This is a genomic window from Cellulomonas hominis, assembly GCF_014201095.1.
GTDB lineage: Bacteria > Actinomycetota > Actinomycetes > Actinomycetales > Cellulomonadaceae > Cellulomonas > Cellulomonas hominis.
Genome location: NZ_JACHDN010000001.1, coordinates 3,223,501 through 3,249,336 on the forward strand (window position 1 = coordinate 3,223,501; position 25,836 = coordinate 3,249,336).

At 76.4% G+C, this 25,836-nt stretch carries 25 protein-coding genes; 23 read left to right on the plus strand and 2 right to left on the minus strand.

What is annotated here, in order from left to right; translation table 11 throughout:
• Window positions 1-150: 150 nt before the first annotated feature.
• The 11 genes from HNR08_RS15085 (at window position 151) to HNR08_RS15135 (ending at window position 14,343) form a co-directional block, all read left to right on the plus strand.
• Window positions 151-1,773, plus strand: coding sequence for an MDR family MFS transporter (locus tag HNR08_RS15085; RefSeq protein WP_146835033.1), 1,623 nt, complete (start codon window positions 151-153; stop codon window positions 1,771-1,773).
• 10 nt (window positions 1,774-1,783) lie between these two features.
• Window positions 1,784-2,200 (plus strand): DUF4233 domain-containing protein, encoded by a 417-nt coding sequence (locus HNR08_RS15090; RefSeq protein ID WP_146835030.1) that lies wholly within the window; start codon window positions 1,784-1,786, stop codon window positions 2,198-2,200.
• Between the two features lie 10 nt (window positions 2,201-2,210).
• Window positions 2,211-2,642: a nucleoside-diphosphate kinase gene (ndk, locus tag HNR08_RS15095; protein WP_146835027.1), complete on the plus strand. Its 432-nt coding sequence runs from the start codon at window positions 2,211-2,213 to the stop codon at window positions 2,640-2,642.
• 46 nt (window positions 2,643-2,688) lie between these two features.
• A complete protein-coding gene (gene smc, locus HNR08_RS15100; protein ID WP_146835024.1) occupies window positions 2,689-6,261 on the plus strand; it encodes a chromosome segregation protein SMC in 3,573 nt (1,190 codons plus the stop codon).
• 88 nt (window positions 6,262-6,349) lie between these two features.
• Window positions 6,350-6,799 (plus strand): hypothetical protein, encoded by a 450-nt coding sequence (locus HNR08_RS15105; protein ID WP_146835021.1) that lies wholly within the window; start codon window positions 6,350-6,352, stop codon window positions 6,797-6,799.
• A gap of 12 nt (window positions 6,800-6,811) precedes the next feature.
• Window positions 6,812-7,999, plus strand: a complete 1,188-nt coding sequence (gene ftsY / locus HNR08_RS15110) for a signal recognition particle-docking protein FtsY (RefSeq protein ID WP_146835018.1) — start codon at window positions 6,812-6,814, stop codon at window positions 7,997-7,999.
• 157 nt (window positions 8,000-8,156) lie between these two features.
• Window positions 8,157-9,473, plus strand: a complete 1,317-nt coding sequence (locus HNR08_RS15115) for an ammonium transporter (RefSeq protein ID WP_146835015.1) — start codon at window positions 8,157-8,159, stop codon at window positions 9,471-9,473.
• Window positions 9,470-9,811 (plus strand): P-II family nitrogen regulator, encoded by a 342-nt coding sequence (locus HNR08_RS15120; RefSeq protein WP_146835012.1) that lies wholly within the window; start codon window positions 9,470-9,472, stop codon window positions 9,809-9,811. Before HNR08_RS15115 ends, HNR08_RS15120 begins: the two co-directional genes overlap by 4 nt.
• A 21-nt stretch (window positions 9,812-9,832) precedes the next feature.
• Window positions 9,833-11,599, plus strand: coding sequence for a [protein-PII] uridylyltransferase (locus HNR08_RS15125; protein ID WP_146835009.1), 1,767 nt, complete (start codon window positions 9,833-9,835; stop codon window positions 11,597-11,599).
• Between the two features lie 27 nt (window positions 11,600-11,626).
• Window positions 11,627-13,234 (plus strand): signal recognition particle protein, encoded by a 1,608-nt coding sequence (gene ffh / locus HNR08_RS15130; protein ID WP_146835005.1) that lies wholly within the window; start codon window positions 11,627-11,629, stop codon window positions 13,232-13,234.
• Between the two features lie 20 nt (window positions 13,235-13,254).
• On the plus strand, window positions 13,255-14,343 hold the full coding sequence (locus tag HNR08_RS15135) for an amidohydrolase family protein (RefSeq protein ID WP_222596002.1): 1,089 nt from the start codon (window positions 13,255-13,257) through the stop codon (window positions 14,341-14,343).
• Here HNR08_RS15135 and HNR08_RS15140 read toward each other — a convergent pair whose 3' ends face one another.
• Window positions 14,344-15,183, minus strand: coding sequence for an alpha/beta fold hydrolase (locus tag HNR08_RS15140; RefSeq protein ID WP_146835002.1), 840 nt, complete (start codon window positions 15,181-15,183; stop codon window positions 14,344-14,346).
• Window positions 15,184-15,421: 238 nt separating this feature from the next.
• Here HNR08_RS15140 and rpsP point away from each other — a divergent pair, with 238 nt between their 5' ends.
• The 8 genes from rpsP (at window position 15,422) to HNR08_RS15180 (ending at window position 20,116) form a co-directional block, all read left to right on the plus strand.
• Entirely contained in the window at window positions 15,422-15,853 is a 432-nt protein-coding gene (rpsP, locus tag HNR08_RS15145; RefSeq protein WP_146834999.1) for a 30S ribosomal protein S16, read from the plus strand.
• A complete protein-coding gene (locus HNR08_RS15150; RefSeq protein ID WP_146834986.1) occupies window positions 15,853-16,092 on the plus strand; it encodes an RNA-binding protein in 240 nt (79 codons plus the stop codon). The genes rpsP and HNR08_RS15150 overlap by 1 nt, the downstream gene beginning before the upstream one ends.
• 126 nt (window positions 16,093-16,218) lie before the next feature.
• Window positions 16,219-16,770 (plus strand): ribosome maturation factor RimM, encoded by a 552-nt coding sequence (gene rimM / locus HNR08_RS15155; RefSeq protein WP_146834984.1) that lies wholly within the window; start codon window positions 16,219-16,221, stop codon window positions 16,768-16,770.
• Window position 16,771: 1 nt separating this feature from the next.
• Window positions 16,772-17,548, plus strand: a complete 777-nt coding sequence (trmD, locus tag HNR08_RS15160; RefSeq protein ID WP_146834981.1) for a tRNA (guanosine(37)-N1)-methyltransferase TrmD — start codon at window positions 16,772-16,774, stop codon at window positions 17,546-17,548.
• Window positions 17,549-17,741: 193 nt separating this feature from the next.
• Entirely contained in the window at window positions 17,742-18,110 is a 369-nt protein-coding gene (gene rplS, locus HNR08_RS15165) for a 50S ribosomal protein L19 (protein WP_146834978.1), read from the plus strand.
• A gap of 125 nt (window positions 18,111-18,235) precedes the next feature.
• Window positions 18,236-18,967, plus strand: a complete 732-nt coding sequence (gene lepB / locus HNR08_RS15170) for a signal peptidase I (protein WP_146834975.1) — start codon at window positions 18,236-18,238, stop codon at window positions 18,965-18,967.
• Entirely contained in the window at window positions 18,964-19,737 is a 774-nt protein-coding gene (locus HNR08_RS15175; protein ID WP_146834972.1) for a ribonuclease HII, read from the plus strand. Before lepB ends, HNR08_RS15175 begins: the two co-directional genes overlap by 4 nt.
• 55 nt (window positions 19,738-19,792) lie before the next feature.
• Complete coding sequence (locus HNR08_RS15180; RefSeq protein ID WP_146834969.1) at window positions 19,793-20,116, plus strand: DUF2469 domain-containing protein; 324 nt, start codon at window positions 19,793-19,795, stop codon at window positions 20,114-20,116.
• Here HNR08_RS15180 and HNR08_RS15185 read toward each other — a convergent pair.
• On the minus strand, window positions 20,106-20,885 hold the full coding sequence (locus HNR08_RS15185; protein WP_246802965.1) for an alpha/beta fold hydrolase: 780 nt from the start codon (window positions 20,883-20,885) through the stop codon (window positions 20,106-20,108). The genes HNR08_RS15180 and HNR08_RS15185 overlap by 11 nt on opposite strands.
• A gap of 198 nt (window positions 20,886-21,083) precedes the next feature.
• Here HNR08_RS15185 and HNR08_RS15190 point away from each other — a divergent pair, with 198 nt between their 5' ends.
• The 4 genes from HNR08_RS15190 (at window position 21,084) to HNR08_RS15205 (ending at window position 25,819) form a co-directional block, all read left to right on the plus strand.
• Window positions 21,084-21,446, plus strand: a complete 363-nt coding sequence (locus HNR08_RS15190) for a YraN family protein (RefSeq protein WP_146834966.1) — start codon at window positions 21,084-21,086, stop codon at window positions 21,444-21,446.
• Window positions 21,446-22,978: a YifB family Mg chelatase-like AAA ATPase gene (locus HNR08_RS15195; protein WP_146834963.1), complete on the plus strand. Its 1,533-nt coding sequence runs from the start codon at window positions 21,446-21,448 to the stop codon at window positions 22,976-22,978. The genes HNR08_RS15190 and HNR08_RS15195 overlap by 1 nt, the downstream gene beginning before the upstream one ends.
• A gap of 146 nt (window positions 22,979-23,124) precedes the next feature.
• Window positions 23,125-24,636 (plus strand): DNA-processing protein DprA, encoded by a 1,512-nt coding sequence (gene dprA / locus HNR08_RS21930; protein ID WP_246802964.1) that lies wholly within the window; start codon window positions 23,125-23,127, stop codon window positions 24,634-24,636.
• Between the two features lie 313 nt (window positions 24,637-24,949).
• Window positions 24,950-25,819, plus strand: coding sequence for a tyrosine recombinase XerC (locus HNR08_RS15205; protein ID WP_246802963.1), 870 nt, complete (start codon window positions 24,950-24,952; stop codon window positions 25,817-25,819).
• The last annotated feature ends 17 nt before the right edge of the window (window positions 25,820-25,836 follow it).

Here is a 25,836-nt window from a genome sequence, read left to right on the forward strand (position 1 = left end):
CCCACCGGCACCACCCGCACCACCCGCACGACCACCTCCGCCGGCGCACCCCCGGGCGCCGGACGCCACCACCCCGCCGACGACGGCGCCGCCCGCGAGCCGTCGCGCGGCGCGCGCCCGCCGTCCGCCCGTACGAGAACGGACCCACCCATGGCGACCCCCGCCCCCGCCCCGGACAAGCCGCTGGTCGAGCTCAACCAGCGCACCGTCTGGCTGATCTTCGGCGCGCTGCTGGCCAGCATGCTGCTGTCGTCCCTCGACCAGTCGATCGTCGGCACCGCGATGCCCACGATCGTCGGCGAGCTGGACGGCGTCGAGCACCAGGGGTGGGTCGTGACGATCTACATCCTGGCCATCGCGATCGTCATGCCCCTGTACGGCAAGTTCGGCGACCTCTGGGGGCGGCGCTGGCCGTTCCTCGTGGCCATCGGGCTGTTCACGGTGGCCTCGGCCGGCGCGGGCTTCGCGCAGTCGTTCGGGGAGCTCGTCGCGTGGCGCGGCATCCAGGGGCTCGGCGGCGGCGGGCTGATCATCCTGTCGCAGGCGATCATCGCGGACATCGTGCCCGCGAAGGACCGCGGGAAGTACATGGGGCCGATGGGCGCGCTGTTCGGCGTCTCGGCCGTCGCGGGTCCGCTCCTCGGCGGCCTGTTCACCGACCACGCGGACTGGCGCTGGTGCTTCTGGGTCAACATCCCGGTCGGCATCGCGGCGTTCGTCACCGCGTGGTTCACGCTCAAGCTTCCGTCGCACCGCTCGGGCCGCCGCCTGGACGTCGCGGGCATCGTGCTGCTGACGCTCGCCACCTCCGGCATCGTGCTCGTGACGTCGTGGACGTCGCTGACGGGCGCGGGCGGCTACGACTGGTCCGATTCGCGCCTGGTCGGCCTGCTGGTCGGCACCGTCGTCGCGATCGGCCTGTTCATCGCGGTCGAGCTGCGCGCCGTCGAGCCCATCCTCCCGCTGCGGCTGTTCAAGAACCCGACGTTCACCCTGGCCACGGGGATCGGCCTGGTCATCGGCATGGGCATGTTCGCCTCGCTGGCGTTCCTGCCGACGTTCCTGCAGATGTCCACCGGCTCGGGCGTGACCGAGTCCGGCCTGCTCATGCTGCCGATGACCGTGGGCGTCATGCTCACCGCGATCGGCTCCGGCGTCGCGATCACGCGGACCGGCCGGTACAAGGCGTTCCCGATCGTCGGCATGGGCATCACGACGGTCGGCCTGGCGTGGCTGACCACCATCACCGGCGACATGTCGATGGTGCTGTTCGGCGTGATGATCTTCGTGCTCGGCGCGGGCCTCGGCCTCGTGATGCAGACGATCGTGCTGGCGGTGCAGAACTCCGTCGACCCGCACGAGCTCGGCACCGCGACCAGCGCGAACAACTTCTTCCGCGAGATCGGCGCGGCGGTCGGCACGGCGCTGTTCAGCACGATCTTCACCACCCGCCTGTCGACCCGGCTCGAGGACGTGTTCGCCGGGGTGCCCGCGGGCGGCGTCGACGCCTCGGGCGGCGCGGAGTCGCTGACCCCGGGCCTCGTGGCGCAGCTCCCCGAGGCGCTGCACGACGGCGTGGTCACGGCGTACACCGAGGCGCTGGCCCCGGCGTTCTGGTACCTGGTGCCGCTGCTGGCGCTCGGCTTCGTCCTCACGCTGTTCCTGCGCGAGGTGAAGCTGTCCGACGTGGCGGGCATGGTGGCGCGCGGCGAGGCCACGGCGGCACCGGCCGCACCGGCGGCCGCCGACCCGGTCGGCTCGGACGCCCGGTAGCCTGCGCGGGATGAGCATGCACGCCCCGCGGCCCGGGCGCCCGAAGCGTCCCGCGAAGCCCCAGTTCACCTCGATGATCCTGGTCCTCGAGGGCGTGCTGGTGCTGTTCGCGGCGCTGACGGCGCACGGGCTCGCGGCGGCGGGCGTCACCGCGACCCCGCCGGAGGTGCTCTGGCCGGTCGCGGGCGCGATGTTCGTGGTCCTCGTCGTGCTGTCCCGGCTCGTGACCGCCCCCGGCGGCTACGTGGCCGGGTCGGTGGCGCAGGTGCTCGTCATCGCGTGCGGCGTGGTGATCCCGCTGATGTACGCCCTCGGCATCCTGTTCGCCGTCCTCTGGGTGGTGTCGCTGCGGCTCGGCGCCCGCATCGACCGGGAGCGCGCGGAGTACGACGCGGCGCACCCCGACTCGGGTGGCGCCGCCGGTTAGGGTGACGCCCATGAGCGACATCCAGCGCACCCTCGTCCTGGTCAAGCCCGACGGCATCGCCCGTGGACTGGCGGGGGAGGTCCTGCGCCGCGTCGAGGCCAAGGGCTACACCCTGGCGGCCGTCGAGCTGCGCACCGCCGACGACGCCCTGCTCCAGGCGCACTACGCCGAGCACGAGGGCAAGCCGTTCTTCGGCCCGCTCGTCGAGTTCATGAAGTCCGGCCCGGTGCTCGCGGTCGTGGCCGAGGGGCACCGCGTCATCGAGGGCTTCCGGTCGCTGGCCGGCGCCACCGACCCGACGACCGCCGCGCCCGGCACCATCCGCGGCGACCTCGGCCGGGAGTGGGGCCTGAAGGTCACCCAGAACCTCGTGCACGGGTCGGACTCCCCGGAGTCGGCGGAGCGCGAGATCGCCCTGTGGTTCCCCGCGCTCGCGCGCTGACCCCCGCCTCGCGGGTCCGGCGGCCGCACGCCACTAGGCTGCCGCCGTGCACCTGAAGACGCTCACCCTGCGGGGGTTCAAGTCGTTCGCCTCGGCGACGACGCTGCACCTCGAGCCGGGCGTGACCTGCGTCGTCGGGCCGAACGGCTCCGGGAAGTCGAACGTCGTCGACGCGCTCGCCTGGGTGATGGGCGAGCAGGGGGCCAAGTCCCTGCGCGGCGGCAAGATGGAGGACGTCATCTTCGCCGGCACGGCCGGGCGCCCGCCGCTCGGCCGTGCCGAGGTGTCGCTGACCATCGACAACGCCGACGGCGCGCTGCCGATCGAGTACACCGAGGTGACGATCTCGCGGACGCTGTTCCGCAACGGCGGGTCGGAGTACGCGATCAACGGCCGGGCCTGCCGGCTGCTGGACATCCAGGACCTGCTGTCCGACTCCGGCCTGGGCCGCGAGATGCACGTCATCGTCGGGCAGGGGCAGCTCGACGCGGTGCTGCGCGCGACGCCCGAGGAGCGGCGCGGGTTCATCGAGGAGGCCGCGGGCGTCCTCAAGCACCGCAAGCGCAAGGAGAAGGCGCTCCGCAAGCTCGACGCGATGCAGGCGAACCTCACGCGCCTGACCGACCTCACCGGGGAGCTGCGCCGCCAGCTCGGGCCGCTGGGCCGGCAGGCGGAGGTCGCCCGCAGGGCGCAGACCGTGCAGGCCGACCTGCGCGACGCCCGGGCCCGCCTGCTCGCCGACGACCTGGCGCAGCTCACGGCGACCCTGGAGCAGGAGATCGCCGACGACACCGCCCTGCGCGCCCGCCGCGCCGAGGCGGAGGCCGCCCTGGACGCGGCCCGCGCCCGCCTGGCGGCCCTGGAGCGCGAGGCGGCGGAGGCGGCGCCGGCGCTGGGGGAGGCGTCGAACCTCTGGTACCAGCTGTCCTCCCTGCGCGAGCGCCTGCGCGGCACGGCGTCGCTCGCCGCGGACCGCGCGCGCCTGCTGGGCACCGCGGCGCCGGAGCCGGCCCGCGGCCAGGACCCGGACGAGCTCGAGCGGCAGGCGGAGCGCGTGCGCGCCTCCGAGGCCGAGCTCGCCGCCGAGGTGGACGTGGCCCGCGCCGGGCTCACGACGGCGCAGGAGGCCCGGCAGCAGGCCGAGGCCGACGCGGCCGCGGCGGAGAAGGCGCTGGCCACCGTGCTGCGCGGGGCCGCGGACCGGCGCGAGGGCCTGGCCCGGCTGGCCGGTCAGGTCGGCGCGCGCCGCAGCCGCCTGGAGGCGACCGAGGCGGAGATCGGCCGGCTGCGCGGCACGCTCACCGAGGCGGAGCGCCGGGGGCACGAGGCGACCGTCGAGTTCGCCGCCCTGGAGACGCAGGTCGCGGGCGTCGAGGAGGGCGAGGAGGGCCTGGACGCGGCGCACGAGGTCGCCGCGGAGGCCGTCGAGACGACGTCCGCCCGGGTCCGGGAGCTGGTGCAGGCGCTGGACGAGGCCGAGCGGGAGCGCGCCGCCCTGCAGTCCCGGATCGAGACGCTCGAGCTGAGCCTGACCCGCAAGGACGGCGCGGGCGCGCTGCTCGCCTCGGACGGCCTGGCCGGCGTCGTCGGCTCGCTGGCCGCGCTGATCGCCGTGGCGCCCGCCGACGAGGAGGCCGTCGTCGCCGCCCTCGGGGCGTCCGCCGACGCGGTGGCGGTCGAGTCGGTCGAGGCCGCGGTGGACGCGATCCGGTACCTGCGCGAGCAGGACGCCGGGCGCGCCGGGCTCGTGGTCGCGGACGCCGGGGTGGCCGACGACGCCCCCGGCGACGCGCCGGCCGGGGCCGCGTGGGCGCTCGACCTGGTGCAGGCCCCGCCGACGGTGCTGCCCGCGGTGCGCCGGCTGCTGCGCGGCGTCGCGGTCGTGGACGACCTGGTCGCCGCGCGCGTCGTGCTGCGGGACCGGCCCGACCTGGTGGTGGCCACCCGCGGCGGCGACGTGCTGGCCGCGCACCGGGCGTCGGGCGGCTCCGCGACCGCGCCGAGCGCGCTGCACCTGCAGGCCGCCCTGGACGAGGCGCGGCAGGGGGCGGACGCCGCGGCCGCGCGGGCCGAGCAGTCCCGGTTCGCGATCGTCGGCGCGCGCGAGGCCGAGGAGCGCGCCCGCGCGGAGTTCCAGGACACGCTCGACCGGCTGAACGAGAACGACGCGGCGCTGGCCGCGGTCGCGGAACAGCTCGGTCACCTGGGCGCGACCGCGCGGGCCGCCCGCGCCGAGGCGGAGCGGGTGCAGGCCTCGCTGACGGCGGCCGAGCAGGCGCTCGCCGAGGGCGCGGCCGAGCTCGCCGAGCTCACCGAGCGGCTCGCCGCCGCCGAGGCCGAGCCCGCCGACACCGACGCGGCGATCGAGGAGCGCACCGCGGAGCGCGACGCCGCGGGGGAGGCCGCCACGGCCGCGCGCGCCCGGGAGACCGAGGCCCGGCTCACGCTGCGCACCGCGGAGGAGCGCGCCCGCGCGCTGTCCGGCCGCGCCGAGTCGCTGGCCCGCGCCGCCCGCACCGAGCGCGCGGCGCGCGAGAAGGCCGCCGAGCGCGAGCGGGCCCGGGCCCGGCAGGTCGCCGTCGCGGCGGCGGTGGCGCAGGGCGCCGCGCACGCCCTCGGCCTGATCGAGCACGCGCTGCAGCGCGCCGCGGACGAGCGGGACGCCGCCGAGGCCGCCCGCGCCGAGCGGGAGACCGCCCTGGGCGCGGTGCGCACGCAGGTGGACGAGCGGCAGCGCGAGGTCGCGCACCTCACCGACGCGGCGCACCGCGACGAGGTGGCCCGCGCCGAGCAGCGGCTGCGGGTCGAGCAGCTCCAGGCCCGGGCCGTCGAGGACCTGGGCATCGACCCGGCGGTGCTGGTCGAGGAGTTCGGGCCGCACCGCGCCGTGCCCGTGCTGACCCCGCCCGGCCCGGACGCCGAGGACGCGCCGCCCGCCGAGGTGCCGTACGTGCGCGCCGAGCAGGAGAAGCGCCTGCGGGCCGCGGAGCGCGCGCTGTCCCAGCTCGGCCGGGTGAACCCGCTGGCGCTGGAGGAGTTCGCGGCGCTGGAGGAGCGGCACAAGTTCCTGGTCGAGCAGCTCGCGGACCTCAAGAAGTCGCGCGCCGACCTGCTGGAGATCGTCCGGGAGATCGACGAGCGGGTCGAGCAGGTGTTCGCCGACGCCTACCGGGACACCGCCGCGCAGTTCGACCGGGTCTTCCCGCGGCTGTTCCCGGGCGGCGAGGGCCGGCTGGTGCTCACCGACCCGTCCGACATGCTCACCACCGGCATCGAGGTCGAGGCGCGGCCGGCCGGCAAGAAGGTCAAGCGGCTGTCGCTGCTGTCCGGCGGCGAGCGCTCGCTGACGGCGGTCGCCCTGCTGGTCGCGATCTTCAAGGCCCGGCCCAGCCCGTTCTACGTGATGGACGAGGTCGAGGCGGCGCTCGACGACGCCAACCTGGGCCGGCTGCTCGAGATCTTCCGCGAGCTGCAGGAGGACTCCCAGCTCATCGTCGTCACGCACCAGAAGCGGACGATGGAGATCGCCGACGCGCTGTACGGCGTGACGATGCGCGGCGACGGTGTGACGACCGTCATCAGCCAGCGGATCCGCGAGGAGGCCGGGGCCCCGGCCTGAGCGCCGCGCTGTGAAGATCTCGTGGGAGTTCCCGACGGCTCCGGCCCGTGACCGGGCGACGTCCAGGTTCGCGACGGAGAATCCTCCCATGGGCGCATATCTGTGGGGGGTCGGGCTGGCCGTGCTGGCCGCGGTGGGGGTGATCGCCGCCGCGGGCGTCGCGAGCGACGGCGGGACGAGCCTGCGGGCGTTCTGGGCCGACCTCCGGGCGGGGCTGCGCCGCGTCAAGGACCGGTCCGCCCGCGACGAGGTCGACGAGGCCGAGCCGGTGGACGTGCCGTTCGAGCAGCTGTTCGCCGAGGCGTCCCAGCCGGACGACGGCTACCTGCAGCTCGACGAGCTGGCGGAGGTCATCGAGCGCACCGGGGAGCGGGCCGGGCGGCTGCTGCCGGGCCGCGCCGGCGAGCGTGAGCCGCACCCGCACGGCGCGGCGCCGCAGCCGCACACCGGCCGGCCGCGCACGCCGCGGCCGCACCCCGTCGCCGCGCGTCGCTCCGGGCACGTCCCGGCCGCGCCGCCGCGCGGCCACGACGGCTGACACACTGTCCCGGTGGACTCGAACGACCTCCTGACCCTGCTGCTCGTCGGCGTGCCCGCCCTCGCGATCGTGGGCGGCGGCGCCGCGGTGCTGACGCGCCGCCGCGGGCGCCCCGGCTCCGACGCCCCGGCCGGCGGCACGACGACCGCCGAGCGCCCGGCCGCCCCGGCCCCCGCCCCCGAGGCGGAGGCCCCCGAGGCGCCCGTCGTCGTGGCGCCCGAGCCGGAGGAGGCCGCCCAGCCCCCCGCGATCGAGGTCCCCGCGCCGGTCCCCGGCCGGCTCGCCCGCCTGCGCGACCGCCTGGCCCGCTCCGGCTCCCCGCTCGGCGCGCGCATGCTCCAGGTGCTGTCCCGCGACCACCTGACCGAGGACGACTGGGACGAGCTCGAGGAGACCCTCCTGCTCGCGGACGTCGGCGCCGGCCCGTCCGCCGACCTGGTCGACGCGCTGCGCACGCAGGCCCGCGTGCAGGGCCTCAAGGACCCGGCGCAGGTGCGGGCGCTGCTGCGCGAGCAGCTGCTCGCGCTGGTCGACCCGTCGCTCGACCGGTCGCTCGCGACTGCCCCGACGTCGGGGGAGGACGGCGCCCGCGTCCCCGCGGTCGTCCTGGTCGTCGGCGTCAACGGCACCGGCAAGACCACGACGGTCGGCAAGCTCGCGCGCGTGCTCGTCGCCGAGGACCGCGCGGTGCTGCTCGGCGCGGCCGACACGTTCCGGGCCGCGGCCGCCGACCAGCTGCAGACCTGGGGCTCCCGCGTCGGCGTGCGGACCGTGCGCGCCGACCGCGACGGGGCCGACCCGGCGTCCGTGGCGTTCGAGGCGGTCCGCGAGGGCGTGGCCGAGGGCGTGGACGTGGTGCTCGTGGACACCGCCGGGAGGCTGCAGAACAAGGCCGGCCTCATGGACGAGCTCGGCAAGATCACCCGGGTCATCACCCGCACCGCGCCGCTGTCCGAGGTGCTGCTCGTGCTCGACGCCACCACCGGCCAGAACGGCATGAACCAGGCCCGCGTCTTCGCGGAGGTCGCCGGGGTCACCGGCATCGTGCTCACCAAGCTCGACGGCACCGCCAAGGGCGGCATCGTCGTGGCGGTGCAGCGGGAGCTCGGCGTCCCGGTCAAGCTCGTCGGCCTCGGCGAGGGCCCGGACGACCTGGCGCCGTTCGACGCCGAGGAGTTCGTGGACGGCATCCTCGGCTGACCACCGGCTGAGACGATCCCGGCCGCGTAACACAAAGTTGACGCGGCCCGGGTCGCCGTCACACCGGTGTAACGTCCGCCGTCATCCGCGGTAACCCCGGTTCAGCAACCTGATCCCCGATCCGGCCGCTCGGCTGGCGAGGGGAGAGGCGTTCCACATGGATCTGGACACCGGAGCGACAGCCTGGATGCTGATGTCAGCGTCCCTGGTGCTGCTCATGACGCCGGGACTGGCGTTCTTCTACGGGGGCATGGTGCGCGGCAAGTCCGTGCTCAACATGATGATGATGTCGTTCATCAGCATCGCCGTGGTGGTCGTGGTCTACGTGCTGTGGGGCTGGTCGATGTCCTACGGCTCCGACGTCGGCGGCCTGTTCGGCAACCCGTTCGACCAGTTCGGCCTCGCGGGCACGATCTGGGACGAGTCGGGTGAGTTCGCGATCGACGGGTTCGGGGTGCCGGTGGTCGTCGGCGTCGCCTTCCAGGTGACGTTCGCGATCATCACGGTCGCCCTGATCAGCGGCGCGATCGCCGACCGCGTGAAGTTCGGCACCTGGGTCGCGTTCACGGCGCTCTGGGTGACGGTGAGCTACTTCCCGCTGGCGCACATGGTCTGGGGCGGCGGCTTCCTGTCCGGCCTCGACGAGAACGGCATCGCCGCGCTGCTGTTCGGCTGGGACGCTGAGGCGGGCGTCGCGAACGTCTCGCCGATCGACTTCGCCGGTGGCACCGTCGTGCACATCAACGCCGGTATCGCGGGCCTGGTGCTGGCGCTGATCATCGGCAAGCGCAAGGGCTTCGGCAAGGAGCCGATGCGGCCGCACAACCTGCCGTTCGTCATGCTGGGCGCCGCCCTGCTGTGGTTCGGCTGGTTCGGCTTCAACGCGGGCTCCGCGTTCACCGCGGACGGCAACGCCGGCCTCGCGTGGGTCAACACGACCGCCGCCACCGCGGCCGCCGTCATCGGCTGGCTCGTGACGGAGAAGATCCGCGACGGCCACGCCACCTCGCTGGGTGCCGCCTCGGGCGTCGTGGCCGGCCTGGTCGCCATCACCCCGGCCGCGGGCTCGCTGCGCCCGGTCACCTCGATCATCCTGGGCGTCGTCGCCGGTGTGCTCTGCGCCCTGGCGGTCTCGCTGAAGTACCGGTTCGGCTACGACGACTCGCTCGACGTCGTGGGCGTCCACCTGGTCGGCGGCCTCGTCGGCACCATCGGCATCGGCTTCCTGGCGGCCGACACCGGCCTGTTCTTCGGCGGCGGCGTCAAGCAGCTCGTCGTGCAGACGGTGATCGCGCTCATCGCGCTGGTCTTCGCCGGGCTGGTGACCCTGGTCATCGGGCTGATCCTCAAGGCCACCCTCGGCTGGCGGGTCAGCGAGGAGGCCGAGGTCGGCGGGATCGACCTGGCGGTGCACGGTGAGACCGCATACGAGACGCTGGGCGGAGCCCGCGTGGTGACGGAGGTGAAGGCATGACGAAGCTCGTGACGGCGGTCATCCAGCCGCACCGGCTGGACGACGTGAAGTCGGCCCTGGAGGCCGCGGGGGTCCGCGGCCTGACGGTCAGCGAGGCGTCCGGCTACGGCCGGCAGCGCGGCCACACGGAGGTCTACCGGGGCGCGGAGTACACCGTGGACCTGGTGCCGAAGGTGAAGATCGACGTGCTGGTCACCGACGAGGACGCCCCCGGCGTCACCGAGGTGATCGTCAAGGCGGCGCAGACCGGCAAGATCGGCGACGGCAAGGTGTGGGTCGTCCCGGTCGAGGACGTCGCCCGCGTCCGCACCGGCGAGCACGGCCCGGACGCCCTGTGACCGGACGGCGCGCCGCGTCGCATGGCTGAGACCCCTGAGGTCCCGCACCCCCGCGAACCGGTGGGGGTGCGGGACCTCCGCTCTGAGCGGCTCGCGCTGGCGACCCGCCTGTCCGGCCCGGACGCCGACGGCGCCGCGCGGCGGACCGCCGTGTCCGACCTGGTGCTCCGCCGGCTGGCCGAGCTCTGGGAGCAGGCGACCGAGGGCCGCGAGACCCCCGGCGTCGCGCTCGGGGCCGTCGGCTCGGTCGGCCGCGGCGACGCGAGCCCGGCCAGCGACCTGGACCTGCTGCTGGTGCACGAGGGGCGGGGGCGGGCCGCGGACGAGCTCGCCCGGCTCGCGGACCGGCTCTGGTACCCGGTGTGGGACGCGGGCCTGGACCTCGACCACTCGGTGCGCTCGCTCGCGCAGTGCCGCCAGGTCGCGTCGCGGGACCTGCCCGCCGCGGTGGGCCTGCTCGACCTGCGGCCGGTCGCGGGGGACCCGGGCATCGTGCACCGCGCCCGCTCGGCCCTGCTCGCCGACTGGCGGTCCGCGGCGCGGCGCCGCCTGCCCGAGCTGCTGGCCTCCACCCGGCAGCGCGCCGAGCGGCACGGCGAGCTCGCGTACCTCATCGAGCCGGACCTCAAGGAGGCCCGCGGCGGCATCCGGGACGCGGTCGTTCTGTCCGCTCTCGCCGCGACCTGGCTGACGGACCGGCCGCACGGCGCCGTCGACCGCGCGCACGCGCACCTGCTGGACGTGCGCGACGCCGTGCAGACCGTGACGCGCCGGCACACCAACCGCCTGCTGCTGGCGGACCAGGACGAGGTCGCCGAGCTGATCGGCATCGGCGACCGGGACGACCTGCTCGCCTCCCTCGCGGAGGCCGGCCGCGTCATCTCCTACGCCCTGGACACGACCGCCCGGAACGCCCGGCAGGCGCTCGCCCGCCCGGTCCGCGCGCCCGTGCTCGTCCGGGGGCGCCGCACCCCGCCGCGGCTGCGGACGGTCGCCGAGGGGCTGGTCGAGCACGACGGGGAGCTCGTGCTCGCCGCGGACGCCCGCCCGGCCACCGACCCGCTGCTGTCCCTGCGCGCCGCCGCGACCGCCGCGCGCAGCGGGCTGACGCTGTCGCCGATCACCATCGCGAGCCTGACGCGGACGCCGCCGCTACCGGCGCCGTGGCCGAAGGCCGCGCGGACGCTGCTGGTGCAGCTCCTGGCGACCGGGCCCGCGCAGGTGCCGGTCTGGGAGGCGCTCGACCTCGCCGGGGTCGTCACCACCTGGATCCCCGAGTGGGCCGGCGTGCGGAACCGGCCGCAGCGCTCGCCGATCCACCGCCACACGGTCGACCGGCACCTGGTCGAGGCGGCGGCGCGGGCCGCGGCGCTGCGCCGGGACGTCGAGCGCGGCGACCTGCTGCTCGTCGCGGCGCTGCTGCACGACATCGGCAAGCGCGCGGGCGCCGCCGACCACTCCGCGGAGGGCGCCCGGCTGGCGGTGCCGATCGTGCAGCGGATGGGGTTCGGGCCCGCCGACGTGGCGGACGTCGCGCTCCTGGTCCGGGAGCACCTGACGCTCGCCGACCTGGCCACCGGCTCCGACCCCGACGACCCCGCGACGGTGGACGCGCTGCTGGCCGCGGTGGACCACCGGCCCGACCTGCTGACCCTGCTGCGCGCGCTCACCGAGGCCGACGCGTCGTCCGCCGGGCCGACCGCCTGGACTGCGTGGCGCGCCCAGCTCGTCGACGACCTCGTGACGCGGGCGTCGGCCCGGCTGGCGGGTACGCTGGGACGTCCCTGACCGCCGAGAGAGCGTGAGGTTCGCGCGGTGTTCGCCACCCTGTCCGACCGACTGACGTCGACCTTCAAGAACCTGCGCACCAAGGGGCGGCTGTCCGAGGCGGACATCGACGCCACCGTGCGCGAGATCCGCCGCGCCCTGCTGGACGCCGACGTCGCCGTCCCCGTGGTGCGGCAGTTCACCGGCGCGGTGCGCGAGCGCGCGCTGTCCGCCGAGGTGTCCGGCGCCCTCAACCCGGCCCAGCAGGTCGTCAAGATCGTCAACGACGAGCTCGTCGCGATCCTCGGCGGCGCGAACCGGCCGCTGGCGCTGGCGAAGAACCCGCCGACCGTCATCCTGCTCGCCGGCCTCCAGGGCGCGGGCAAGACCACGCTCGCCGGCAAGCTCGCCCTGCACCTCAAGGGCCAGGGCCACACGCCGATGCTGGTCGCCGCGGACCTGCAGCGGCCCAACGCCGTGACCCAGCTCCAGGTCGTCGGAGAGCGCGCGGGCGTGCCGGTGTTCGCCCCGCACCCCGGCAACCAGGGCTCCGAGCAGGACGTCGTCGTCGGCGCCGACCCGGTCGCCGTCGCCCGGGAGGGCCTGGCCACCGCGCGGGCCCGCCAGCACGACGTCCTGATCGTCGACACCGCCGGCCGCCTCGGCGTGGACGCCGAGCTCATGCGCCAGGCCGCGGACATCCGCGACGCCGTGCAGCCGGACGAGATCCTGTTCGTCATCGACGCGATGATCGGCCAGGACGCCGTCGCCACCGCGACCGCCTTCCAGGAGGGGGTCGGGTTCACCGGCGTCGTGCTGTCCAAGCTCGACGGCGACGCCCGCGGCGGTGCCGCGCTGTCCGTCGCGTCGGTGACCGGCCGCCCGATCCTGTTCGCCTCCACCGGCGAGAAGCTCACCGACTTCGAGGTGTTCCACCCCGACCGGATGGCCTCCCGCATCCTCGACATGGGTGACGTGCTCACCCTCATCGAGCAGGCGGAGAAGGCCTTCGACGCCGAGCAGGCCGAGGAGATGGCGGGCAAGCTCGCCTCCGGCCAGGGCTTCACGCTCGCGGACTTCCTGCAGCAGATGCAGCAGCTGAAGAACATGGGCTCGATGAAGAAGATGCTCGGCATGCTCCCCGGCATGGGGCAGATGCGCGAGGCCATCGAGAACTTCGACGAGCGCGAGGTCGACCGCGTCGAGGCCATGATCCGGTCCATGACCCCCGCCGAGCGGGACAACCCGAAGATCATCAACGGCTCGCGGCGCGCCCGCATCGCCGCGGGCTCCGGCACCCAGGTGTCGGACGTCAACGGCCTGCTGGAGCGGTTCACCGCGGCGCAGAAGATGATGCAGCAGATGGCCAAGGGCGGCGGCATGCCGGTCCCCGGGATGGGCAACCTGCCCGGCATGGGCAAGAAGGGCCGCGGCCGGACGGTCGCACCGGCCAAGAAGGTCAAGGGCAAGTCGGGCAACCCGGCGAAGCGCGCCGCCCAGGAGCGGGCCGCGGCCGACCGCGCCGCCGGCATCGCCCCGGCCGCGCCGGCCGCCGCGAAGGGCTCGTCGTTCGGCCTCGGGGGCGGCGCGCCCCGGCAGGACGACGCGTTCGACCCGTCGAGCATCGAGGACCTGCAGAAGTTCCTCGGGCGCTGAGCCCGGGCCGAGGAGGCGCCGTGGGGGACGTGCTGCACCTGACCGGGCCGGTCGTCCTGGACGACGACCGGGTCGTCGGCGAGGCGTGGGTCATCGGCGGGCGCCTCACGTTCGACCGCCCGGGCGGCGACGCCACCACCGTCGACGGCTGGGTCGTCCCGGGCCTGGTCGACGTGCACTGCCACATCGGCCTCGCCGCCGAGGGGGCCGTCGACCGGGCCACGGCGGAGGCGCAGGCGCGGGCCGACCGGGACGCCGGCGTCCTGCTCGTCCGCGACGCCGGCTCGCCCGCGGACACGTCGTGGGTGCACCAGCGCGAGGACCTGCCCCGGCTGATCCGCGCCGGGCGCCACCTCGCGCTGCCGAAGCGCTACCTGCGGCACTACGGGCGCGAGCTCGCCGCGCCCGGTGACCTGCCCGCGGCCGTGGCCGAGGAGGCCGCGCGCGGCGACGGCTGGGTCAAGGTCGTCGCGGACTGGATCGACCGGGACCTCGGCGCCGACGGCGACCTGCGCCCGCTGTGGCCGGACGACGTGCTCGCGGAGGCGGTGCGCGTCGCGCACGAGGCGGGGGCGCGGGTCACGGCGCACACCTTCTCCGCGGAGGCGCTCGACGGGCTGCTCGACGCCGGGGTGGACGGCCTCGAGCACGCCACCGGCGCGGAGGACCGGCACGTCGCCCGGATCGCCGACGCCGGCATCCCGGTGACCGCCACGCTGCTCCAGGTCGCGCAGTTCTCCGCCATCGCCGAGCGCGCCGGCCGGTACCCGGCGTACGCCGCCCGGATGCGGCGCATGCACGCCCGGCGGTACGCGCACGTGCGGGACCTGCACGACGCGGGGGTGCCGCTGCTGGTCGGCACGGACGCGGGCGGCACGATCGGGCACGGGCGGATCGCGGACGAGGCGGCGGAGCTGGTGGCGGCCGGGCTGCCCGCACGCGAGGTCCTGGCCGCGGCGTCCTGGCGCACGCGGGCGTGGCTCGGCGTGCCCGGGCTGGCCGAGGGGGAGAGCGCGGACCTCGTCGTCTACGAGGCCGACCCGCGGGCGGACGTGCGGGTGCTCGCGGCGCCCCGGGCGGTCGTGCTGCGCGGGTCCCGGGTGGCGTAGTCAGGCCACCGGCCCCGTCGGCGCGCGCGGCACGAGCAGCACGCGGGCCACGCCGGGGGAGTCCGGGTCGTCGGTGATCTCCTCGCCGTCCAGCCAGCACCGCACGGCGTGCGCGAGCTCGCCCGGGTGGCTGTAGTTCATGGCGTGCGCCGCGCCCAGCACGACGACCACCGTCACGTGCCCGGGGACGAGGTGGGCGAGCTCGCGGACCCGGTGGGGCGGCGGCATCATCGGGTCGCGCGAGCCGATCACGGCCAGGGTCGGCACCGGGGTCCGCAGCAGCCGCTCGAGGGACGGGAAGTGGACCATCTGGCGGAACGCGGCGAGCCCCGCGACCGGGCCGTAGCGCGCGTAGTCCGGCAGGGAGTACCGGCCCATCCGCGGGTCCTCGTGGACGGAGTCGCGCAGCAGCTGGGTGACCGCCCGGGCGAGCGGCTGGTTGTGCGCCCCGCCGGCGGGGGAGGCGAGGACGGCCCCGGCCACCCGCTCGGGGGCGAGGTGCGCCGCCTCGAGGCTGACCGGGCCGCCCATCGAGTTGCCGATCAGCACCACCCGGTCCAGGCCGAGGGCGTCCAGCGTGCCGAGCAGCGCCTCCGCGAGGTGCGGGATGGACAGCGGCGGTCGCGGGCCGGGGCTCGCGCCGTGGCCGGGCAGGTCCGGGACGTAGGTGGTGCCGCGGTCGGCGAGCGCCGCCGCCGTCGGCAGCAGGTACCGTCCCGACACCGCGAACCCGTGGACGTGCACGAGCGGGGTCGCGCCCGGCACCTCCGGCCCGACCCGCACCGTGACCGGGCTGCCGGCCACGTCCACCTCGCGCACCGCCCACTCGACGGGGGTCATGGCGCCGATCGTCGCAGGCGGGGGTCGGCGGCGGGGCACCCGGCGCGGGTGAGCCGGGCGTCGCGCGGGGGTCGGTCGCGAGGGGCGGGCCGCGTCTGGCACAATGGCCTGCTGTACTCGGCGTGCGCGGCCCCTCTACCCGCGCGCTGCCGCGTCCTCCAGGCCGGGACCGGACCGCATGCCCCACGTGCGGACCGCGACGGGCCGCCTTCGTAGACATCCAGGAGAAGACCACACCGTGGCCACCAAGATCCGCCTCAAGCGTCTCGGCAAGATCCGGGCGCCGTACTACCGCGTCGTCGTCGCGGACTCCCGCACCAAGCGTGACGGTCGCGTCATCGAGGAGATCGGCAAGTACCACCCGACCGAGGAGCCGTCGCTCATCGACATCTCCTCGGAGCGTGCGCAGTACTGGCTGTCCGTCGGCGCGCAGCCGACCGAGCAGGTCCTCGCGCTGCTCAAGGTGACCGGCGACTGGCAGAAGTTCAAGGGCCTGCCGGGCGCCGAGGGCACCCTGCGGACCAAGGCCGCCCCGGCCGACGTCCAGGCGAAGATCGACGCCGTGGCCGCCGACGCCGAGAAGGCCAAGGCGAAGGCGTCCGAGAAGAAGGCGGCCGCCGCCGAGGCCCCGGCCGCCGACGAGGCGCCCGCCGAGGACGAGCAGGCCTGATGCTCGCCGACGCGCTGGAGCACCTGGTCCGGGGCATCGTCGACCACCCGGACGACGTGCAGGTGGACGCCCGCACGCTCCGTCGCGGCGACCTGCTCGAGGTCCGGGTCCACCCCGAGGACCTCGGCCGGGTCATCGGCCGCGGTGGCCGGACCGCCCGCGCGCTGCGCACCGTCGTCGGTGCGCTGTCGACCGAGGGTCCGGTCCGCGTGGACGTCGTGGACGTCGCCCGGCGGTGAGCCGCGCACCCGGACCGCCCGCGGTCCGGTGAGACACACCGGCACAGGCCCGGCCCCCCGAGGGGTCGGGCCTGTGCCGTGCCACCCCTACGCTGGTCCGGACGCCGGACCCGGGAGGAACACCCCATGCTGCTGACGGTCGCCCGCATCGGCCGCGCCCACGGGCTGCGCGGCGAGGTCGCCCTCGACGTGCGCACCGACGACCCCGACGCCCGCCTGGCGGTCGGGGCGGTGCTGCCCACGGAGCCGGCGGACCGCGGCCCGCTGACCGTCGCGCGCACCCGGGTGCAGCAGGGGCGCTGGTACGTCGCGTTCGCGGAGGTGCCGGACCGCACGGCGGCCGAGGCGCTGCGCGGGGTGGACCTGCTCGTCGAGGTCGCGGACGACGACGAGGACGAGGACGCCTGGTACCCGCACGAGCTCGCGGGCCTGCGCGCCGAGCACGTCGACGGCCGGGTGCTGGGGGAGGTCACCGGCCTGGAGCACCTGCCGGCGCACGACGTGCTGGTCCTGCGGGAGCCCGACGGCGCCCGGACGCTCGTGCCGTTCGTCCGCGCGATCGTGCCGGTGGTGGACGTGCCCGGCGGCCGCGTCGTGCTGGACCCGCCCGGCGGGCTGCTCGCCTCCGACGCGGCGAACCTCGTCGTCTCCGAGGAGACCGCGGGGGACGACGACTGACGTGCGCATCGACATCGTCTCGATCTTCCCGGACTACCTGAGCCCGCTGGGCCTGTCGCTGGTCGGCAAGGCCCGCACGGCCGGCCTGGTCGACCTGCGGGTGCACGACCTGCGGGACTGGACCACCGACCGGCACCGCACCGTGGACGACACCCCGTTCGGCGGCGGCGCCGGCATGGTGATGAAGCCGGACGTCTGGGGCGCCGCGCTGGACGACCTCGTGACGGAGGGCGCGCACCTGCTGCTCCCGACGCCCTCCGGCGCGCCCCTGACCCAGCGGCACGCGGAGGCCTGGGCCGGCGACGAGCACCTCGTGATCGCCTGCGGGCGGTACGAGGGCATCGACGCGCGGGTGGCCGCGCACTACGCCACCCGCCCGGGCGTGCGGGTCAGCGAGTACTCGATCGGCGACTACGTGCTGAACGGCGGCGAGGCGGCGGCGCTGGTGCTCGTCGAGGCCGTGGTGCGGCTGCTGCCCGGCGTCGTCGGCAACCCGGAGTCCCTGGTGGAGGAGTCGCACGGCAGCGCCGGACTCCTCGAGTACCCCGTGTACACGAAGCCGCCGGCCTGGCGGGACCTCGACGTCCCCGAGGTGCTGCTGTCCGGGCACCACGGCCGCGTCGAGCGCTGGCGCCGCGACCAGGCCCTCGCGCGCACCGCGCAGCGGCGGCCCGACCTGGTCGAGCGGCTGGACCCGGCCACGCTCGACCGCGCGGACCGCGCCGTGCTGGCCGAGCTGGGCTGGAGCGTCGGCGACGAGGGCGTCGCGCGCGCCTGACCCCGGGTTTCTCTCCGGGACCCCGCCTGTGGCAGACTGGACGGCTGGTGCGCGACGGTCGCGTCTCTGCCACAGGGGAGACGAACCACGACCTGCCGAGAGATCGGCCGCGGACCGCTCACTGCCATCCCGGCGCCGCAGGGTGCCGACGACGACGCGCGTGACCTGTGGCACGGCGGGAAAGCGACGAACGATGTCCCACATCCTCGACCAGATCGATGCGGCCTCGCTGCGCACCGACGTCCCGGACTTCCGTCCCGGCGACACCCTGAAGGTCAACGTCAAGGTCGTCGAGGGCAACCGCTCTCGCGTCCAGGTCTTCCAGGGCGTCGTGATCGCCCGCCAGGGCGACGGCGTGCGCGAGACCTTCACGGTCCGCAAGGTCTCGTTCGGCGTCGGCGTCGAGCGCACCTTCCCGGTGCACTCCCCGACCCTGGAGTCCATCGAGGTCGCGACCCGCGGTGACGTCCGTCGCGCGAAGCTGTACTACCTGCGCAACCTCCGCGGCAAGAAGGCCAAGATCAAGGAGAAGCGCGACGCTGTTCCGGCCAAGAAGGCCTGAGCACCGGTTCTCGACGGCGGGCGGCACCCAGCACGGGTGGCCGCCCGCCGGTCTTCGCGGGGAGGTCCCGTGCGCACCGCGCGGGGTGGTGGGCAGGTGGCTGCGGGACGTGGGAGAGTGAGCCGGTGACGGACCAGGACGAGGCACGGGCCAGCCACGAGCACCGGGCAGGGCCCGCACCCGCCGGCCGGCGCGGACCGGTGGCCTCGTTCGTCCGCGAGACGGCGATCATCCTCGTCAGCGCGATCGTGCTGTCCTGGGTGGTCAAGACGTTCCTCGCGCAGGCGTTCTTCATCCCGAGCGCCTCGATGCACGACACGCTGGTCGAGGGCGACCGCGTGCTGGTGAGCAAGCTCGCGCCCGGCCCGTTCGACCTGCACCGCGGCGACATCGTCGTGTTCGCGGACCCCGGTGGCTGGCTGGGCGAGCAGAGCGTGCCGGACACCAACGTCGTGCAGGACGCGCTCATCGCCATCGGGCTCATGCCGCAGCAGTCCGAGGACCACCTCATCAAGCGGGTCATCGGCCTGCCGGGCGACCGGGTGGCGTCCGCGGGCGACGGCAGCCCGATCACCGTCAACGGGGTGCCGGTCGACGAGTCGGAGTACCTCGCGCCCGGGGCGAGCCCGAGCGAGATCCAGTTCGACGTGACCGTGCCGCCGGACTCGCTGTGGGTGATGGGCGACAACCGCCAGCACTCCGCCGACTCGCGCTGGCACCTCGGAGACCCGGGCGGCGGCTCGGTGCCGGTGTCCGACGTCGTCGGCACCGCGTTCGTCACGCTGTGGCCGGTCGACCGCATCGGCCTGCTGCGCAACCCCGGCGACGTGTTCGCGGACGTCCCGGACCCGTCATGACCGCCGCCGTGCCCGCGCGCGCCCCGCGCCCGCCCCGGTCCGCAGCCCCGACGCTGCGGTTCGAGCGGCAGATCCTGCGCGACGGCGTCCCGGCCCTGGCCTGCGCTGACGAGGTCGGCCGCGGCAGCCTGAGCGGGCCGGTGACCGTCGGCGTCGTCGTGGTCACGGCCGCGACCCGGCCGGCGCCCCAGGGCGTGCGGGACAGCAAGCTGCTCACCCCCGACGCCCGGACCCGGCTCGCCCCGCAGATCCAGCGCTGGGCCGCCTGCTGGTCCGTCGGGCACGCCGAGCCCGCCGAGATCGACGCGTACGGCATCATCGCCGCGCTGCGGCTGGCCGCGCACCGCGCCCTCGCCGGCCTGAGCATCCCGCCCGCGACGCTGCTGCTGGACGGCAACCACGACTACGTGACGTCGCCCGCCCAGGACACGCTGCTGGGGCCGCCGCCCGTCCTGGACTCCGTGCCGCCGGTCCGCACGCTCGTCAAGGCCGACCTGCGGTGCGCCGCGGTGGCCGCGGCGAGCATCCTCGCGAAGACGGAGCGGGACGCGATCATGACCCGCCTGCACGACGACCACCCGGAGTACGGGTGGGCCGAGAACAAGGGGTACTCCGCGCCCGAGCACCTGGCCGCGCTGCGCCGGCTCGGCCCGACGCCGCACCACCGCACGTCCTGGCGGCTGCCGGGGCTGTCCGGCGCGGAGGCCGGGCCCGCGGCGCCGGCGGCGGTGCTGCCGGACGAGACGCTCGCGCTCGACGTCGCCGGCTGAGGGGTGCAGGCGGCTCGCGTGCGGACGCGGCGCCCGGATGGGGGATGATGGGTCGGTGAGTGCGGAGGACCTGGAGAACTACGAGACCGAGATGGAGCTCGCGCTCTACCGCGAGTACCGGGACGCGGTCGGGCTGTTCTCGTACGTCGTCGAGACCGAGCGCCGGTTCTACCTGGCGAACCACGTGGACCTCCAGGTGCGCTCCGCGGCCGGCGAGGTCTACTTCGAGCTCACGCTCGCCGACGCGTGGGTCTGGGACGTCTACCGCTCGGCGCGGTTCGTGAAGTCCGTGCGCGTCGTGACGTTCAAGGACGTCAACGTCGAGGAGCTCGTCAAGGCGGACCTCGACCTCGGCGGCGGGGGCGGCTTCACCCGCTGACCGTAGCGGCGACGCGGCCGAGCCACTCGGTCACGAGCGCGGCCGCCACGTCCGGCCGCTCGAGGTGCGCGTTGTGGCCGGCGTCGTCGAGCACGGCGACGGTCGCCCGGGGGTGGTCCGCCAGCAGCCGCAGCGCGTCCCGGTAGCCGACGACGTGGTCGTGCCGGCCGGCCACCAGCAGCGTGGGGCCGGCGAACGGGGCGTCCGCCTCCGGCGTCCGCGACGGCGCGTAGCGGGCGCGGATCCGCGCGAGGGCCCCCTGGTCGGCCGCACGCAGGCCGGGCAGCACGTGGTCCCGGAACAGCGCCCACGTCGCGGGGCTCTGCACGACGGCGACCTCGGCGAACGCCTCGGCGTCCTCCGGGTCGAGTGCGGCGAGCAGGGCCGGGTCGGCGCGGGCCAGGTGCCGCGGCGGCAGGTCGCGCACCTCGCCGACGACCGGGCACAGCAGGCCGACGCCCGCGACCTGGCCCGGGCGGCGGGCGGCGAGGCAGCGGGCCAGCAGGCCGCCGTACGACGCGCCGAGCACGGCGAACGGCTCCGTCCCGATCTCCGCGTCGACGACCTGCTCGAGCGCGTCGAGGACGTCGTCGGTGCTCGCCGCCGGGACGCCCGCGCTGCGCCCCATGCCGGGCAGGTCGGCGTACAGCCGCCGCCAGCCCGCGCGGGCCGCCGCCCCGTCGAGCGGGGTGAGGATCCGGTGGTCCACCGCGAAGCCGTGGACCATCAGGAGCGTGCGGCCCTCGCCGCGGGCGGTGCGGTGCAGCACGGGTGACCTCCTGGGTGGGGGCCGCGGGGACCCGCGGCGCTCGGACACTAGTCCCCGGCACCGACACCGCGGATCGGCGTGATCACGGCGCGCCGAGTCCTCCACAGGCGGCGCTGGCGTGCGTGGTCCCCAGGCGGGACGGGCGGCCGCCCTCCCCGGGCCGTCCGCCGGGCAGCGTCGTGCCCGGAGGTGACGCGGATGCGCACGAACAGGGACACGGGCCGGCTCGGCGAGGACATCGCCGTGGCGTGCCTGCGGCAGCAGGGCTTCAGGATCCTCGACCGGAACTGGTACGGCCCCGGCGGCGAGCTCGACGTCGTGGCCTACGAGCCCGCCCGGGACGCCGTGGTCGGGGTGGAGGTGAAGACCCGGCGGGGTACCGCGTTCGGCACCCCGGCCGAGGCGGTCACGCCGCGGAAGGTGCACCGGATGCGCGGGCTCCTCGCGCGGTGGCTCGCGGTGCACGCCGTGCACGCGGACGAGGTGCGCCTCGACCTGCTCGCCGTGGAGCTCCGCGCCGGGCGGGCGCCGCGCGTCGAGCACCTCGTGGGCATCGGCTGATGGCGCTCGGACGCACCCAGGCGGTCGGCCTGGTGGGGCTGACCGGGCACGTGGTGGAGGTCGAGGCGCACCTCGCGTCCGCGCTGCCGGCGTTCGTGCTCGTCGGGCTGCCGGACGCCTCGCTGGCCGAGGCGCGCGACCGGGTCCGCGCGGCGGTCGGCTCGACCGGGCTCACCTGGCCGAACCGGCGGGTCACCGTGAACCTGTCGCCCGCCGCCCTGCCGAAGTCCGGGCCGGCGTTCGACCTGGCGGTCGCGGTGGCGGTGCTGGCTGCCGCCGGGCTGCTGGACCCGGCCCGCGCCGCGTCGGCGGTGCACCTCGGCGAGCTCGGGCTGGACGGCCGGCTCCGCCCGGTGCGCGGGATGCTCCCGGCGGTCGCGGCCGCCGTCGCGGCCGGTCGGTGCGACGTCGTCGTCCCGGCCGCGGACGCGGCGGAGGCCGCACTCGTCCCGGGCGCGCGCGTCGTCGGGTGCCGGACGCTCGCCGAGGTGGTGCACCGGCACGGCGGCGCGGTGCACGTGCCGGAGGTCGCCGAGGTGCGGGCCGTGCGCCCCCGCGGCACCGGCCGGCCCGCGGCGGGCGACCTGGCCGACGTCCGCGGCCAGCACGAGGCGCGCCGCGCGGTCGAGGTGGCCGCGGCGGGGGCGCACCACCTGCTGCTCGTCGGACCACCCGGGGCGGGCAAGACGATGCTCGCCTCCCGCCTGCCGGGGCTGCTCCCGGACCTCAGCGAGCCGGAGGCGGTGGAGGTCACGGCGGTGCACTCCGTGGCCGGCACCTTCGACCCGTCCGGGGGCCTGCTCCGGCGGCCCCCGTTCGAGGACCCGCACCACACCGCCACGCCGGCGAGCATCGTCGGCGGGGGCTCGGGGACCCCGCGGCCCGGGGCGGCCTCCCGGGCGCACCGCGGCGTGCTGTTCATGGACGAGGCCCCCGAGTTCCCGGCGGCCGTGCTCCAGACCCTGCGGCAGCCGCTCGAGCACGGCGAGCTCGTCATCCACCGCACCGGCGGCGCCGCGCGGTACCCGGCGCGGTTCCAGCTCGTGCTCGCGGCGAACCCGTGCCCGTGCGGGCGCGCCGTCGGGTCGGGGCTCGCGTGCACCTGCACGTCCCTGGAGCGGCGGCGGTACTTCGGGCGCCTGTCCGGGCCGTTGCTCGACCGGGTGGACGTCCAGGTCGAGGTGCCGCCGGTGGGCCGCGCCGCCCTCGCCGAGCAGGGCGAGGCATCGGCCGCGGTCGCCGCGCGGGTCGCCGCCGCCCGCGCCGCCCAGCGCGAGCGGTGGGCGGGCTCCCCGTGGCGGGTGAACGCGGAGGTGCCCGGACGGGTGCTGCGCGAGCGGCTGCGGCCGGACCGGCGGCTGCTCGTCGCGGTGGACCGCGCCGTGGACGAGGGGCGGCTCACGCTGCGCGGGGCGGACCGGGTGCTGCGGCTGGCGTGGACCGTGGCGGACACGCACGGGCGATCGGCGCCGAGCCGGGACGACGTCGGCACGGCGATGTCCCTGCGCACCCGAGGGCAGGCGGGCGCGTGACGAGGGGCGGGAGCGGCCGTGCTGCGGGGCCGGGCGAGCCGCTCGGGGGGCGTGGCCGCGGGGACGGGCGTGACCCGGGCGACGGGCGTGACCCGGGTGACCGGCGTCGCCCGGGCGACGGGAGCGACCCGCGCGACGATCCCGAGGTGCTGTCCCGCGTCGCGTGGAGCCTCGTCGCCGAACCGGGCGACGCGACCGCCGGGGCGGTCGTCGCGGCGCTGGGTGCGCCCGCCGCGCTGGCGTGGGCGGCGTGGGCGGTCGGCGTCGGCACGGACGCCGCGCTGCACCGGCTGCGCCACCTGCTGCGCGACGAGGACGGGGGAGCGGGCCGCCCCGTCGCGACCCCGCCGGGCGCGTGGGCGCGGGTGCTCGCGCGGGCGCTGCCCCGCTGGGCGCCGCGGCTCGCGGACCTGGAGCCGCGCCGGGCGCTCGACGCGCTCGCGGCCGTCGGCGGCGCCGTGCTCGTCCCCGGTCGGCCCGGGTGGCCGGAGCGGCTCGGCGACCTCGGACCGCTCGCACCGCCGGTCCTGTGGGTGCGCGGGGACCGCGCGACCGACGCGCTGCTGCGGCGCTCGGTCGCGGTCGTGGGCGCCCGTGCCGCCACGCCGTACGGCGAGCACGTGGCGCGCGACCTCGCCGCGGGGCTGGCCGCCCGCGGGGTGACGGTCGTGTCCGGTGGCGCGTTCGGCATCGACGTCGCCGCGCACCGCGGCGCGGTGGTCGTCGGCGGTCCGACGGTCGCCCTGCTCGCCGGGGGAGTCGACAGACCCTCGCCTGCGGGGAACCTGGACCTGCTCGAGCGGCTCGCCGCGTCCGGCGGGGCGCTCGTCGCGGAGAGCCCGCCCGGCACGCCGCCGACCCGCGCGCGGTTCCTCCAGCGCAACCGGCTGATCGCCGCGGTCACCGGCGCCACGGTGGTCGTCGAGGCGGCGTGGCGCTCCGGGGCGCTCAGCACGGCGGCGCGGGCGGGGGACCTGCTGCGGCCGGTCGGGGCGGTGCCGGGGCCGGTGACCTCCATGGCGTCGGCGGGGTGCCACCGGCTGCTGCGCGACGGGGCGGCGGTCTGCGTGACGGGGGTGGACGACGTGCTCGAGCTGCTCGGAGGGGAGCGGGGGCGGGAGGACGGAGGCGACGACGACGCCGGCGTGCTCGACCTCGCGGGTGTCGCCGGCAGCCCCGGCGGTTCGGCCGCCCGTGGCGGCAGTTCGGACCGTGCCGCCCGCGGGCGCTCAGCCGACCCCGCCGAGCCCACCGGAGGCGCCGACGGGGCGGATCGCGCCGACGGCTCCAGTCCGACCGATCGCGCCGACCCGGCCGATCGCGCCGACGTCGTCGATCCGACCGGCCGTGCCGACCCGGCCGACCGCGCTGATCCGACCGCCCGCGCCGACCCGGCTCAGGGCGCCCGCCCCGCCGACGACGTCGATCCGACCGACCGCGCCGACAGCCCCGCCTCGCGGGTCCTCGACGCGTTGCCGGTCCGGCGGTCGCTCGACGTCACCGGGCTCGCCCGGTGCTCGGGGCTCGCGGAGGACGAGGTGCTGGCAGCCCTGGGCCTGCTCGAGCTCACCGGACGCGCCGAACGGTCCGAGGGGGGCTGGCGCCGGAGCCGTCCCCGGCCGACGCAGGGCGCACGTGCACGGCGCGCACGCGGGTGACCCCCCGAAGGCGCGCCTTGGCACAGCTGCGCCGTCCCCGCATCCCGGGGGAAAGCGTTTCACACCTCCGGGTGGCCCTCGCGGGTGAGCGCGAGGGCCACCCGGTGGACACGCGAACGCCCGGACAGCCCCCGAACGGAGCGAAATCCGTACTCCGAAATCGGACATTTGACCGTGATTCGTACAGGGGTGGGTGAATCGCACCACAGACCGCTTGTCGCCCGGAGGTGTGACGGGCGACCGTAGTCCCGTGCACACGGGGGCTGAGACGCGGACGGCACGGGGGACACACCCCGCGACCGCCGATTTCGCCGTGCACCTCCGGGCCCAGCGCGGCCTGTCCGAGCACACCGTCCGGGCCTACCTGGGCGACCTCGCGGACCTCGAGGGCTACGCCCGCCGGCACGGCGTCGCGGACCTCGCCGAGGTCGACATCGCGGTGCTCCGCGGGTGGCTCGCGGCGATGGCCACGACGCACCGCAGCCGCGCGACGCTCGCGCGCCGGGGCGCCGCCGCGCGCACGTTCTTCGCCTGGGCGGCGCGCACGGGACGCGTCGCCGAGGACCCGGCGCTCCGCCTCGCGAGCGCCCGCCCCGCCTCGCACCTGCCGACCGTCCTGGACCAGGGCGCCGCGGCCACGCTGCTCGACACGGCGCGCGTCCGCGCCGACGACGGCGACCCGGTGCACCTGCGCGACTGGGCGGCCCTCGAGCTGCTGTACGCGACGGGCGTGCGGGTCGCCGAGCTCTGCGGCGCCGACGTGGACGACCTGGACCTCGGGGCGCGCACGCTGCGGGTCACCGGCAAGGGCGACCGGCAGCGCGTCGTGCCCGTGGGTGAGCTCGCGGTCGACGCCGTCGAGGCGTGGCTGACCCGTGGCCGGCCCGCCCTCGCGGTGCCGGGCTCCGGTCCGGCGCTGCTGCTCGGCCGCCGCGGCGGCCGCGTCGACCAGCGACGGCTGCGCCAGGCCGTGCACGAGGTCGCCCGGCTCGCCGGGGTCGACGACGTCGCTCCGCACGCGCTGCGCCACTCGGTCGCGACGCACCTGCTGGAGGGCGGCTCCGACCTCCGCAGCGTGCAGGAGGTGCTCGGCCACGCGAGCCTCGCGACCACCCAGCGCTACACCCACGTGACCGCGGACCGCCTCCGCGCGTCCTACGAGCAGGCGCACCCCCGCGCATGACGTCCGAGATGGAGAGC